The organism is Humibacter sp., from assembly GCF_051954055.1.
In the GTDB taxonomy this organism is placed as follows: domain Bacteria; phylum Actinomycetota; class Actinomycetes; order Actinomycetales; family Microbacteriaceae; genus Humibacter.
This window is the reverse complement of sequence record NZ_JBQCIE010000139.1, coordinates 1-13,415: the sequence shown is the minus strand read 5'-3', so window position 1 is coordinate 13,415 and position 13,415 is coordinate 1. Positions and strand designations below refer to the sequence as shown.

At 64.9% G+C, this 13,415-nt stretch carries 12 protein-coding genes; 3 read left to right on the top strand and 9 right to left on the bottom strand.

What is annotated here, in order from left to right:
- Nucleotides 1–353, bottom strand: a 353-nt coding sequence (locus tag ACTHNC_RS18325; RefSeq protein ID WP_440296070.1) for a family 4 glycosyl hydrolase, incomplete at its 3' end; no start/stop codon positions are given.
- Nucleotides 354–443: 90 nt separating this feature from the next.
- Between ACTHNC_RS18325 and ACTHNC_RS18320 the strand changes: the two genes are divergently transcribed.
- The gene (locus tag ACTHNC_RS18320; protein ID WP_440296069.1) at nucleotides 444–1,376 is read left to right on the top strand and encodes a helix-turn-helix domain-containing protein; all 933 of its coding nucleotides are present in this window, start codon (nucleotides 444–446) and stop codon (nucleotides 1,374–1,376) included.
- 157 nt (nucleotides 1,377–1,533) lie between these two features.
- On the opposite strand, the gene ACTHNC_RS18315 is transcribed toward ACTHNC_RS18320, so the two are convergent.
- The 8 genes from ACTHNC_RS18315 to ACTHNC_RS18280 form a co-directional block, all read right to left on the bottom strand.
- Nucleotides 1,534–3,297 carry an ABC transporter substrate-binding protein gene (locus tag ACTHNC_RS18315; RefSeq protein ID WP_440296068.1) on the bottom strand — a complete coding sequence of 588 codons (1,764 nt, stop codon included), beginning with the start codon at nucleotides 3,295–3,297 and terminating at the stop codon, nucleotides 1,534–1,536.
- A 35-nt stretch (nucleotides 3,298–3,332) separates the two neighbouring features.
- Nucleotides 3,333–4,307 carry a carbohydrate ABC transporter permease gene (locus ACTHNC_RS18310; RefSeq protein WP_440296067.1) on the bottom strand — a complete coding sequence of 325 codons (975 nt, stop codon included), beginning with the start codon at nucleotides 4,305–4,307 and terminating at the stop codon, nucleotides 3,333–3,335.
- 10 nt (nucleotides 4,308–4,317) lie between these two features.
- Entirely contained in the window at nucleotides 4,318–5,307 is a 990-nt protein-coding gene (locus tag ACTHNC_RS18305; RefSeq protein ID WP_440296066.1) for an ABC transporter permease, read from the bottom strand.
- A 303-nt stretch (nucleotides 5,308–5,610) separates the two neighbouring features.
- Nucleotides 5,611–6,741 (bottom strand): Gfo/Idh/MocA family protein, encoded by a 1,131-nt coding sequence (locus ACTHNC_RS18300; protein ID WP_440296065.1) that lies wholly within the window; start codon nucleotides 6,739–6,741, stop codon nucleotides 5,611–5,613.
- Nucleotides 6,738–7,538 carry a ThuA domain-containing protein gene (locus ACTHNC_RS18295; protein WP_440296064.1) on the bottom strand — a complete coding sequence of 267 codons (801 nt, stop codon included), beginning with the start codon at nucleotides 7,536–7,538 and terminating at the stop codon, nucleotides 6,738–6,740. The genes ACTHNC_RS18300 and ACTHNC_RS18295 overlap by 4 nt, the downstream gene beginning before the upstream one ends.
- Nucleotides 7,539–7,549: 11 nt before the next feature.
- Nucleotides 7,550–8,410, bottom strand: coding sequence for a carbohydrate ABC transporter permease (locus ACTHNC_RS18290; RefSeq protein WP_440296063.1), 861 nt, complete (start codon nucleotides 8,408–8,410; stop codon nucleotides 7,550–7,552).
- On the bottom strand, nucleotides 8,407–9,360 hold the full coding sequence (locus tag ACTHNC_RS18285; protein ID WP_440296062.1) for a carbohydrate ABC transporter permease: 954 nt from the start codon (nucleotides 9,358–9,360) through the stop codon (nucleotides 8,407–8,409). The genes ACTHNC_RS18290 and ACTHNC_RS18285 overlap by 4 nt, the downstream gene beginning before the upstream one ends.
- A gap of 64 nt (nucleotides 9,361–9,424) precedes the next feature.
- Nucleotides 9,425–10,654, bottom strand: a complete 1,230-nt coding sequence (locus ACTHNC_RS18280) for a sugar ABC transporter substrate-binding protein (protein WP_440296061.1) — start codon at nucleotides 10,652–10,654, stop codon at nucleotides 9,425–9,427.
- Between the two features lie 260 nt (nucleotides 10,655–10,914).
- Between ACTHNC_RS18280 and ACTHNC_RS18275 the strand changes: the two genes are divergently transcribed.
- The gene (locus ACTHNC_RS18275; protein ID WP_440296060.1) at nucleotides 10,915–11,952 is read left to right on the top strand and encodes a LacI family DNA-binding transcriptional regulator; all 1,038 of its coding nucleotides are present in this window, start codon (nucleotides 10,915–10,917) and stop codon (nucleotides 11,950–11,952) included.
- Nucleotides 11,953–12,095: 143 nt separating this feature from the next.
- Entirely contained in the window at nucleotides 12,096–13,286 is a 1,191-nt protein-coding gene (gene xylA, locus ACTHNC_RS18270; protein WP_440296059.1) for a xylose isomerase, read from the top strand.
- Nucleotides 13,287–13,415: the final 129 nt, after the last annotated feature.

Sequence of the window (13,415 nt, the reverse complement as noted above, 5' to 3'; positions counted from 1 at the left end):
CCCACCGTGTCCCCCACGGTCTGGTCCACGCCGTACCGCCTTGGGATCTCCACATCATGGCGGTACGACTCGATGCCGCCCACCTGGAACGTGATGATGACGACGTCGGCATCGCGCAGAGCATCACGTCGATCGGTTGTCGAGTCGATCTGAACGTCGAAACCGTGGTGAGCGGCGAGCTCTCTCGAGGCCGCTGCCACTCGAGACACGCGATCCGAATTGATGTCCATGAGGCAGAGCCGGGCACCGCGCAGAGCGGGAAAGCTCATCAGGTCTCCGATGAGCCGAAAGGGGAAGACGAAGCCCCCGGCTCCGATGATGGTGATCTTTGGGTTGGCGGCAATGTCAGGCATATTCGAACGCTACGAACGAAGTAGGTCGGCAGGCTTCCCGATCACAGCACAACCTTTCCAGGATCCTCAGGTGCGTCTATCGTGGGCGGCATGCGCCAAACACGGCTGGATGCGCTTTCCCCCGAGTCCCAGGTAGTCGTGGAGGACCCTGCGATCTGGGCCCACCGCGGATCTGCCCCGCAAATGGACAAGTCGCATCGCCACGACGATCTCGAGTTGAACTATGTCGTGAGCGGGCACCTTCACTACCTGTTCGGCGGCGAACGCCTACTCGTCGAGGCCGGTCGGATCGCGATGTTCTGGGCATCCACTCCGCATCGCCTCATCGACGACGATGACCGGTCATCGGGCAACAGCTATTGGGTACACATCCCTCTGGCCACGGTGTTCAGTTGGGCACTTCCCGGCGAGCAGCTTCGCGAACTGCTCACGAGTCGCCCGATAGTTCTCCCCGTTGAGGCGACCGGGAGGGAGGTGGAGCCGATGTTCACATCCTGGGTCGTGGACCTCACGGGCGGTCCCACCGAGCAATGCGCGCTACTGGAGATCCAGGCACTCGTGCAGCGGCTGCTCTTCCACTACCTGGACCATCGCGACGACCAGCAGCAGCAACTCCGCGCACCGCATCCCCATAACGACGGGATGCAGCACATCGTCGAGATGGCGCAGTTCACGGTGGCGAACTTCCGCTCCGACATCACGCCGGCCCAGATCGCGAAAGCGACCCATCTGAATCCGAATTATGCGATGACGCTGTTTCGGGAGACCGTTGGCACGACCTTGGGCAACTACCTGACCAGATGCCGCATGGCAGAGGCGCAGCGGCTGCTGCTCACGACCAACATGACGACTAGCGAAATCGCTCACGCCTCGGGGTTCGGGTCCCAAAGCAGCTTCTACGCCCACTTCACCCGCTCGTGCAACGTCTCGCCGAGCGCGTACCGGCACGGAGCCCGCGGCGAGCAGCATAGGCTCGCGCCCCACGGGATCGGCCGCACAACGATTTGCTCGCCCCAGGCGTGAGCTTCGTTCACTTCACGCTTCCCGCTGCTTCTTGGTGCGCTGAGGCGCGCGTCAGCTCTTGACGGCGCTGAGGATGGTCCCCTTCACGAAAGTGCGCTGCAAAAAGGGGATGGAAGGAAGGCGGGCGGCTCTACGAACCGCCCGCCGCGGTTTGCGGTCAGCCGAACTTCTTCGCGACGGCGAGGCGCGCCGCGTTCTGCGCCTTGGCGTGCTCCATGTCGAGCTTCAGCACCTTCGCGTACCCGAGGCCGTTCACCGTGTCCTGCATGTCCTTGAGCAGCGAGTTGAACTGCGACGTGCTGGTGGCCATCGCCATCTTCCAGGAGTCCGCCACGATGACCGCCTTGATCTGGTTGCGCAGCGTCTGCGTCTCCGAGTCATCGGCAGGCGCGTTGTAACCCGAGCCGGGCGCGACGATGATCTTCTTGTTCGCGCGCAGGTAGTCCATCGTGGTGGCGGCACCATCCATGTGCGACGACCAGCTCTTGGTGAGCGGGTTGGCGACCAGCTTCTGGTAGCTCGGCCACATCTGGTAGGCGAACGAGTAGCCGGTCGACGGATCCTTGTCGACGGCCGTGACGAGCGTCACGTTCAGCGCGGAGACACCCTTGGTGAACGTTCCGGTGCCCCAGTCCGACGGCACCTGCTCGGTGGAACCGCCCAGGAAGGCGTTCTGGCCGAAGGCACTGAGAGCCGGCTTCTTCGAGGAGTCCAGCTTCCAGGTGAGATTCTGCGGTCCCGCCGCCGAGCCCGTTTGAGCGCCGTTGGCGTACACGCCGTCCACCGAGTACAGCCAGTCGATGAACGCCGCGACGCGCTCCGGGTCGCTCGCCTTCGTGCCGATGCCGAGGGAGTAGTTGCTGCTGCCGTACACCTCGGCGCCGTAGGAGAAGATCTTCATGTCCTTCAGCGGAGCGATCTCGAAGCCTCGGCCGGCATTCATGTTGTCCGTGGTGTTGTACGCCGGCTGGGCGAGCCACGGCCAGAAGGCGAAGAGCACCTGTCCGGCTTGGTACTTCGCGTACATGGTCGAGTAGTTCTGAGTCGGTGAATCCGGGTCGACGAGGCCGGCCTGGCTCGCCTTGCTGAAGAACTTGAGCGAGCGCACGTAGTGCGAGTCGGAGTCGATGATGCTCTCGTACGACGAGCCGTCCGCGGCCGCGAGCACGAAGCCCATCTCGTCAAAGCCGTAGTAGCACGCCGGTTGCTTGGCGTTGTTCATCATGTTGCCGTCCCAGTCCTTGAACAGCGACAGCCCGTAGACGGGCTTGCCGTTCGGGGCCTTCGGCTCCGCCTTCTGCATCTCCTGCAGCACCGGGATGAGGTCTTCGAGCGTGTCGATCTTCGGGAAGCCTGCCTGCTCGTAGAGGTCCCAGCGCAGGTACGGACCGAACGTAGGTTCAGTGCTCTCGGATGACTGGGTCGGCTTGAGCTTCGAGACCGACGTCGGGAAGGCGAAGGTGCCCTTGTTTCCGGTGTTCGCCTTTTTCACCGCTACGTCGTAACGGGACGCGTTCGTCATGTTCTTGTAGTAGCTCGACGAGTCGAGCAGAAGACCGCCCTTCAGCGCCTCCGTGAGGTGCTGGTACGACCCGAGGACCACGAGGTCACCGAGATCTCCCGCCGCCGACCGAGTGTTGAACAGCGTCTCTCCCCCGCCGGCCACATTCGGCGCGATGACGTTGAGCTTCATGTTGAACTTGTCCTGCACGAGCTTCGCGAACCATCCGGACTGCATGCCCTGGTAGTTGGCGAGGTCGTCGAAGACATCGATCGTGATGGGCTTCTTCCACGTCTTCGGGAAGGCGCCCGTCGAGTTGCCCGACGTCGTCGAGCTGCCGTCGATCAGCGAGCACGAGGACAGCGTCATCGTGGCAATCGCCCCGATACCCGCCAGTGCCAGGAACTCTCTCCGCTTCATTGCTGCATTCCTTTCTTGGTGCGCTGTGGCGGTCGTCAACCCTTGACGGCGCCAAGCATGATGCCCTTCACGAAGAAGCGCTGGAACAGGGGATAGATGAAGATGATGGGCAGCACGACGACGACTGCGACGGTCATCTGAATCGACGTCGGCATCTGCGAGGTCGCGGAATTGGCGATCGCGCTGAGGCTGCCGCCCGCCGCGTTCTGGGCTGCCTGGGCCAGGCTGTTCGCCTGGTTGATGAACATGTAGAGCAGGTACTGGAGCGTGTACAGGCTCTGATCGGTGATGTAGATCAGGGTGTCCTGGAACATGTTCCACTGCGCCACGGCAGAGAAGATCGCCACGGTCGCCAGGATGGGCGTCATGTTCGGCAGGTAGACGCGGAAGAAGACCTGCAGGATGTTCGCGCCATCCATCTCCGCCGCCTCCTGCATCGAGCGCGGCATCGACTCCACGAACGTCTTGACGAGGATGACGTTGAACGGCTGTACGAGATACGGGATGACGTAGACCCAGAAGTTGTTCGTGAGCCCGAGGCCCTTGATGATCAGGAACACCGGGATGAGGCCGGCGCTGAAGTACATCGTGATGACCGTGAACCGGTACCAGAACGCCCTGCCCCACATGCGTTCCTGCGTGAACATGAACCCGAGGAAGGCCGAGACCAGCACGGTCCCCGCTGTTCCGAGCACGGTGCGTGCGACGCTCACGGCCGACGCAAGCGTGAGCCCGGGAAGCTGGAAGACCTGTCCGTAGTTCGAGAGATGGAAACCGATCGGCCAGAACCGGACCTCGCCGAGCGCGGAGATGTTGTTCGAACTGATCGAGTTGATGATCAGGTAGTAGAAGGGATAAGCGCAGATCACCGCGAAGAGTGCGAACACGAGGTAGTTCAGCGAGCTGAAGACCTTCTCTCCCGTTGTACGTCGCGTGCGGGTCGGGCGCTTGGACCGAGACGAGCGAGTGTGGGGATCCGTGCCGGTGACGGCATCCGTTGCCATGGCCATGACGGTTGTCCTAGATGATCGAGGTGCCGCGGGCACGCTTGGCGATGAGGTTGACGGAGACGAGAAGGATGACCGAGATCAGGCTCTTGAGCATGCCGATCGCCGTCGCCAGCGACAGGTTGTTCCCCGTCATGCCGACGTTGTAGACGTAGAGGTCGAGCACCTGGATGTGCTGCATGTTGAACGCGTTCTGGAACACGTAGTACTGGTCCATGCCGTTGTTGAGCAGGTTCGCGACCGACAGCATCAGCAGCACGACGTACGTCGGCATGAGCTGTGGGATCGTGATGTGCCGCATCAGCTGGAAGCGCCCTGCGCCATCGATCTTGGCCGACTCGTAGAGCGCGGGATCGATCCCGGTGATGGCCGCGAGGTAGATGATCGCGCCCCAGCCGAGTCCCTTCCACAGACTCCAGAGCAGCATCGTCAGCCACACGTGCGAGTCAGAGTCCAGGAACTTGATCGGCGTGGTGATGATGCCGGAATCCGTGAGCACGCTGTTCACCAGGCCGGAGCTGGAGAACAACGAGAACGCGATCATGTAGACGAGCACCCAGGAGATGAAGTTGGGCAGCGTCGTCAGGGTCTGCACCACGTTGCGGAACCACGGCGCCTTCACCTCGTTGAGGAAGACGGCGAACAGGATCGGCAGGAACGAGGTGAGGATGCCCAAGAAGCTCATCGCCAGCGTGTTGGCGAGCACCTGCACGATCTGCGCCATCTGAGTGGGCGAGCTGACCAGCATCTGGAACCACTGGAGTCCCACGAACGCACTGCCTTTGAGGCCGAGCGCCGGCTGGTAGTCGTACAGCGAGAAGATCCAGCCGTAGAGCGGCAAGTAGGAGAACACGAAGACCAGAACGAGCAGCGGCGCGATGCAGAGGAACATGGTGAACGACTTCTTGCCGCCCCTGCGCCGTTCGGTCCTGGATGCCTTCGGCCGCTTGCCGTGCACGAGCTCGGAGGAGGCGGCCTCCTGGAGAACCGCTTGCGTGGTCACCGTGCGCCGGCCTTCGGCGTGGCGATCGGCGCCGCAAGGCGCCCAGATCCCTGATCCCGCTGCATCTCACTCCTTCGTGGGGCCGGTGGGTCGAGGTGCGATGGGACCAATGGCCGAGAGCCGGTACCGAATCGCACTCCAACGGGTCGAATTAATCGAACCGCTTCGACGACCATAAGAGGTAATGGGCCCGTTCGTCAAGGTGTGCGTGTTGTCACCCGGCTGGGGGTGCAATCCGCGGGGGACATACAAGAGGGCGCGCACCCTCGGGAAGGAGGATGCGCGCCCTCTGCGGGACCCAGGTCAGGCGGTGGCCGGCGCTGGTGCGAGTCGTTCCGCGGCGGAACCCCAGGCGTTCAGGGATGCCCGCACATCGTCTCGACTCTCATTGGAGAGCGCCTTCGCGTAGGCATCCTCCAGCACGTCGGCGAGCAGCACGGTCCGCTCTTCTGCGGCCGAACGCACGGCGGCCTCCACCATCGCCAGGCTGTAGACGTTGGAGTGAACGTCCCCAGAGGGCGTCGCTCCCGTGCGGAGCGCTTCGACGAACTCGTCGAGTGCTCCCGCGATCTCCGAGCGCGAGTCGGGCACGACGGAGGCCTCTGAGTCGAAGGCGTCCGCGTACTCGACCCGCGGCTCGCCCTCACCGTCCCACGTGGCGCTGCCTCGTGCTCCGCTGACCCGCCACGAGCCGTTCCACGACGTCTCGAGGCCGGGACTGCACCAGCTGCCGGTGTACGTGAACCTCGTGCCGCCGGCGAAGACGAACGTGGCGGAAGCGGCCGCGTCGCCTCGGTACCAGCTCCACGCCGGATTGAACGTGCGGCAGTCGACCGATACCGGGTCCGCCTCGAGCAGATAGCGGGCCACGTCGAACGCGTGGATCGCCATGTCGACGAGCAGCGGGTGCTCCATCTCGTCGCGGAATCCGCCGAAATGCGGCGCCTTGAAGAACTCCGTAGTGACGAACCCGATGTCGCCGAGCGTCGCCGCGGCGGCCTTCAGTCGCGCCAGTTGCGGGTAGTAGCGCCGGGACTGGCTCGTCATCAGCAGCTGACCGGACACCTCCTCGGCGGCGATCAGTGACAGTGTCTCGGCGACGGTGGGAGCGATGGGCTTCTCGCACAGTACTGGCAGCCCGAGGAAGAGTGCCTCCGTGTTCACCGCGTGGTGCGCAGGCGGCACCGTGACGTCGATCACGGCCTGCGCGCTCGATGCGGCCGCCACCTCGGCGAGCGCTGGGCCGACTGCGACGTCGAGCCCGTGCTCGACCGCTGCTCGACGGGCGAGATCGGTGTCGAGGTCGACGAGGCCGACGAGCGCGACGTCCGGCGACTCGCCGAGCACGCGCATCCACGCCCGCCCCATGTTGCCTGCACCGACGAGCACGACCCGCAACGGCCCCTCGCCGGTCACGCGTGCGAACGTGCTCATGCCACGTCCTCATCGTGGTTGTGCAGCGCCCCCTGGTAGCCGCGCCCGTTGAAGAAGTCGCCGGTCTCGTACCGCAGCAGGGTCGGCAGCGCCCGGCTCGGGCGGTCGGATGCCGCCCACGCGACCCCGTTCGCGATCACCTTGCGCACGTCGGGGTGGTGGTACACAGGGAAGTCCTGGTCGCCTGGGCTGAAGTAGAAGATCTTCCCGTTGCCGCGGCGATACGTGATTCCGCTGCGGAACACCTCGCCGCCGGTGAACGAGCTGATGAAGACGATCTCATCAGGCCTGGGCACATCGAACTGCTCCCCGTACATCTCCTGCTGCGGGATCTCGATCGGATGCGGCACACCCTGCGCGATCGGATGCGTCGGGTCGACCGTCCACACCAGCTCGCGGTCGTTCTCGCTGCGCCACCGCAACGTGCACGTCGTACCCATCAGCTTCTGGAAGATCTTCGACCAGTGCCCGGAGTGCAGCACGACGAGCCCCATGCCCTCGAGCACGTGCCGGTGCACGCGCTCGACCACCTCGTCGGAGACCTCTGCGTGCGCCGCGTGCCCCCACCAGGTCAGCACATCCGTCTGCGCCAGCCGCTCCTCGGTCAGGCCGTGCTCGGGGTCGTCGAGCAGCGCCGTCGAGACCGAGACGCGCTCGCCCAGGTTCTCCTCGATGCCCGCCTTGATGGCGTTGTGCATGCCCTCCGGGTAGATCTCCGCGACATGCGGCTCGAGCTGCTCATGGCGGTTCTCGCCCCAGACGACGACCCGGAGCGGGGCGGATGCGGTGGTGTTCATGCGTTTCTCTCCTATTTGATGGCTCCGCCGAGCGCGCCGGCGGCGATGTACTTCTGGGCGATGACGAGCAGCACGCCGGCCGGGATAGAGGCGATCACCGCGGTGGCCATCACCGGTCCCCACTGCGACACGTTCGCACCGATGTAGTTGTAGATGCCGAGCGTGATGGGGCGCACCGCGGGCGTGCTCGTCAGCGTCAGGGCGAACAGGAAGTCGCCCCACGCGCCGAGAAAGGTGAACAGGGCGGCCGTGATGATCGCGTTCTTGCTGATCGGCACCACGATCGATAGGAACGCCCTGAAGTTGTTCGCCCCGTCGACGAGCGCCGCCTCGACGAGGCTCTGCGGAATGGATGCCATGAACGCCCGCATCAGGATGATCGCGAACGGGATCTGCGCGGCACTGTCGGCCAGGATCAGACCGATGTACGAGTTCAGCAGGCCCCAGTCGTTGAACAGCGCGTAGAGGGCGTTGGCGATCACGATCGTCGGGATCATCTGCGTGATCAGCAGCACGAAGACGAACGCGGTCATCCCCTTCATGCGGAAGCGCGCGAGCCCGTACGCGGCCGGTGTGGCCACGATGAGCGTGAGCACCACGGCGCTGACCGCGACGATGAGGCTCGTCATGAGGTTGGCGCCCTGCTGCTGGAACGCCTGAACGTATCCGGCGAAGGTCGGATGGACGGGGAACCAGTCCGTGTTCGCGGCACCGGAGTTCGACTGCAGGCTGCTGTTGATCATCCAGTAGACGGGGAACACCATGATGGCCAGGAAGATGATGCCCAGCACCGTCATCGGCCAGCTGCGGCGGTGTCTGCGGTGCTCGGTCCCCGTACCCGCCGGCAGCACCATTGCCTGCGTCGCGGTCATTCGTCCACTCCCTTGCGGTTCATGTACAGGTACACGATGGCGAACAGCAGCGACACGACGATCAGCACGTTGCTGATCGCGGCGCCCTGCCCGAACGCGAACTGCACGAACGAGTTCTGATAGGCCCAGGTGGCGAGCGTCTGCGTCGAGTTCGCCGGGCCGCCGCCGGTGAGGCCAAGGATGATGTCCACCACCTTCAGCGTGTACACCACCCCGAGCACGATCACGACGCTGACCACGGAGCGGATGCTCGGCCATGTGATGTGCCAGAACGCCCGCCAGCCGACCGCGCCGTCGAGCGCAGCTGCCTCATACAGCTCCTCCGGCACAGCCTGGAGCCCGGTGTACAGGATGGTCGTGTTGAACGGGATGCCCAGCCACACGTTCACGCCGATCACGGCGACGAGCGCGAGGCTCGGGCTGACCAACCAAGGCACCGGATGCACGCCGAAGATCGCGAGGAACTGGTTCAATGCGCCGCTGCCCTGGTCGAGGATCCACTTCCATACGGCGGCCGAGGCGATCAGCGGGATCAGCCAGGGCAGCAGCAGAAGCGAGCGCAGGAACCCGCTCAGCGGGAAGTGCCGCTTGAAGAACAGCGCGAGCCCGAGCCCGATGCCGAACTGGAGAACGATCGAGCCGATCGTGAACAGCACTGTGTTGATCACCGTGGTCGCGAAGATCGGGTTACTGAAGACGGTGACGTAGTTGGCGATCCCCACCCACGGCGCAACGCCCGTGTAGAAGGTGGCCGTCGTGTAGTTCTGCAGCGACATCACCACGTTCTGCACGATGGGGTAGCCGAAGAACACCAGCACGAAGAGAATCGCCGGCGCCACGAACAGCCACCTGGTGAGGTAGCGACTCACCCGCGGCCTGCGCCGCGGCGTTCCCCCGTTCCTTCTCGCGCCCGTCGTGCTTCGCTCGAGGCCGGCATCCACTGAGGTCATCTCACGCTCCTTTGCCTGATCGGATGTCTGTGGCCGGCGGGATCTCGCCCGCCGGCCACCCGGCCTACTTGTTCTGCGCCTGCGCCTGCTGCAGGGCGGCCTGCGGCGTCGCCTTGCCGGTCAGCGCCAGCTGCACTGCCGTGTAGATGGCGGTCGCCGCCTTCGGCCACTTCGGGCCGAGCTCCGCGGTGCGGGCGCGAGCGGTCTTCACCGTCTCGACGAACGACTCCACCTGCGGGTGCGATTTCGCCCACGTGGCGGCCGACGACTCGTCGGCGGGCACATTGCCGGAGATCTTCGCGATCTTGAGCTGCGTGGCCGGCTTGTTCAGGCACTCGACGAACTTGCCCGCGAGCCCCATCTTGGTCTTGTCGCCGGTGTTGGGCACGTTGTAGGTCTCACCGCCGAGTGGCGAGACGACCTTCTGCGAGGAGGTGCGAGTGGGGATCGGCACGCTGGCGAAGTTGAGGCCCTTCGTCGAGTTGAGCACCGGCAGCTGCCACGGACCGTTGATCATCATCGCCGCCTTGCCCGCGACGAACTGGTTGTTGACATCCTGCTGGCTCCAGTTCACCGAACTCTTCGACATGGAGCCGTCGTTCTGCAGGTCCACGTCGAACTGCAGCGCCTGCGCCGCGGCCGGGGTGTCGATGTTCTTCTCATTGCCGCCGTTCGTCCAGAAGAACGGCAGGAACTGCCAGGTGCCCTCGTAGGTGTTGATGTTGCTCATCGCGAACCCGTAGACGCCCTTGCTCTGGTCGGTGAGCTTGAGGGCAGCGGCCTTCAGCTCGTCCCACGTCTTCGGCGGTGTGACGCCCGCCGCCTTGAGCATGTCGACGTTGTAGTAGAGCGCGATCGAGTTGATCACGGGCGCCAGGCCGTACACCTGCCCCTGGTACGTGCCCGCCTTGACGACGGCAGGCACGTCGCCCTTCGGCGCGCTGACTCCGTAGTTCTTCAACGGGGTGAGCGCGCCCGACGCGGCGATCTGCTGCACGTCGGGGTTGTCGAGCATGAGCACGTCGGGCAGCGTCTTCGAGGATGCCTGCTGCAGCACCTTCTGGATGAGCGATGCGCCCGCCACGTGCACGGCGTTGACCTTGACGCCGACCTGGGTGCCGCAGTCCTTGTAGACCGAGTTGTACCCGCTCATGCTCGGGTTCGAGGAGTAGTAGTCCTCGACGGTGAGCGTCTGCTTGCCGCCCGATCCGCCTGAGCCGGATGAGCAGGCCGCCAGCGACAGCGAGACGACGGCCGCCCCGGCCATCGCCGCGATGATGCGTGACTTCTTCACGAGTGAGCTCCTTTGCTTCTTGATGAAAGGGTCTTCGCCATCGCGTCGACGGCGAGGTCAAGCGCTTGACCGGCATGCCAAAAGAAAAACCGGATGTTCTGGGGAGGACTTCCGGCAAGTGCTTTCAGGCATTCTGCTCACGGTCGATGTGCAAAGTCAAGCGCTTAACCAAAATCGGCTCGAGCGGGTGCGATACTTGCCCCCAGGCCGCGAGTGACGCGGGCGGTGGCATCCCCGGTGCGAGGAGAGAGGCGGTGGCCATGGTCACGATGCAGCAGGTGGCGGACCACGCCAAGGTCTCGATCTCGACCGTGTCGTTCGTGGTCAACGACACCAAGCCCGTCACGCCCGAGACCAGGGAGCGCGTGCTGCGCGCCATCGACGAACTGGGCTACCGGCGCAACTCCATGGCCAGAGCGCTGGCGAGCCGCAAGTCACGCGTGATCGCGTTGATCTACCCGCTGCTCGACCACAGGCACCACCACTCGTTCGTGGATGCCGCCGCCACCGCCGCCGAGGAGCGCGGCTACAGCCTCGTGCTGTGGCCGATCCACAGCGACAACGTCTCCGCGGAGATCGCCTCACTCATCCAAGCCGGCTTTGCCGACGGCGTGCTGCTCATGGAGGTGCAGCTCGAGGATGAGCGTGTCACGCACCTGCAACAGGCAGGAGCCCCGTTCGCACTCATCGGGCGCACCAGGGATCTGGACGGCATCGATTACGTCGACATCGACTTCGAGCGCTCTGTGGAGCACGCGGTGGAGGACTTCGCCACGCTCGGGCATCGCGACATCAGCCTCATCATCGAGGACCTCTCCAACACGCCCCTTGCCGGATACGCCCCGCCGGTGCGCGCTGTGCAGGCCTTCGAGGAGGCGATCGCGAGCCGGGGACTGAACGGCGCGCTGTTCCGGGTGTCGCATGAGCGGGCATCCATTCTCTCGATCACCGACGAGATCGCCCGCCAGGCACCGGAGACCACCGCGGTGATCGGCATGCACGACGACGCGACGTTCGCGCTCGTGAACGGGCTGCGCCACCGCGGCGTGCGCGTTCCGCAGGATGTCTCGATCGCCGGCATCGCCAGCTCGACGTCGCTCGCGACCCTCACCGATCCTGCACTGAGCACATACGACGCGCCCGGCTCCGAACTCGGGCGGCTCGCGACCGAGGCGCTCATCGACCGGCTGGAGGGCCGGGATGCCCCGCCGACGCAGGTGCGCATCGCGTGCACGCTCGTGCCCGGTGCATCCACCGGCCCTGCGCCGATCGGCAGGCCGCCGCTGACCGCGCGCTAGGTGAATTGGGTCGAGATGTCCCTCACGACGCTGGAGGGAGAGAGCGCTCACCGGATGTTGGCGGCAGTCTCGACCTCATGCCGGGCATCTGATATGTTTGGCGGCGCAACAAATACTCATCAACGACGCTGAAGGAACCTTCCATGGCAGTCACGCCCACCCGCGAAGACAAGTTCTCGTTCGGTCTCTGGACCATCGGCTACAACGGCACCGACCCGTTCGGCGGTCCGACCCGCGGCCCGCTCGACGTGGTTCACGCCGTCGAGAAGCTTGCAGAACTCGGGGCATACGGCCTCACCTTCCACGACGACGATCTGTTCCCGTTCGGCTCAACCGATGCCGAGCGTCAGAAGCAGATCGACCGCCTGAAGAAGGCACTCGACGACACCGGACTCATCGTTCCGATGGTCACCACGAACACCTTCTCCGCCCCCGTCTTCAAAGACGGCGGCGTCACCTCCAACGACCGCGACGTGCGCCGGTACACGATCCGCAAGATACTGCGTCAGCTCGAGCTGGGTGTCGAGCTCGGCGCCAAGACCTTCGTGATGTGGGGCGGACGTGAGGGTGCGGAGTACGACTCGGCCAAGAACATCCAGGCCGCTCTGCAACGGTACAAGGAGGCGGTCGACTTCCTCGGCGACTACGTGCTGTCCCAGGGCTGGGACATCCGCTTCGCGATCGAGCCGAAGCCGAACGAGCCGCGCGGGGACATCCTGCTGCCGACCCTTGGGCACGCCCTCGCCTTCATCGAGTCGCTGGAGCACCCCGAGCTCGTCGGTCTCAACCCCGAGGTCGGACACGAGACCATGGCAGGCCTCAACTTCACCTCGGGCGTCGCCCAGGCGCTGTACCACGGCAAGCTGTTCCACATCGACCTCAACGGCCAGCGCTCCATCAAGTACGACCAGGACCTTGCGTTCGGCCACGGCGACCTGCACAACGCGTTCGCGCTGGTCGACCTTCTCGAGCACGGCGGAGCAAACGGCGGACCGGCCTACGACGGCCCTCGTCACTTCGACTACAAGCCGAGCCGCACCGAGGACGAGAGCGGTGTGTGGGACTCCGCCAAGGCGAACATGCAGACATATCTGCTGCTCAAGGAGCGCGCTGCAGCCTTCCGCGCCGATCCCGAGGTGCAAGAAGCACTCGAGGCCGCGAAGGTGTACGAGCTCGAGAAGCCGACGCTGAACGAGGGCGAGACCATCGAGTCGCTGAAGGCCGACCGCAGCACGTGGGAGGACTTCGATACGGATGCTTACCTGAACGGCAAGGGCTTCGGGTTCGTGCGCCTGCAGCAGCTGGCGACCGAGCACCTGCTCGGCGCCCGCTGAGCCGCACCGCGAAACCTCGCGTCGGGGGGGGGGGGGCCCCCCCCCCGGCGGGGGGCGGCCGCGCCCCGCCCGCGGGGAGCAGGTGGGGGTGGGGAGGATGTAGGGGACGCCCCGCGGCGGGCACGCGAC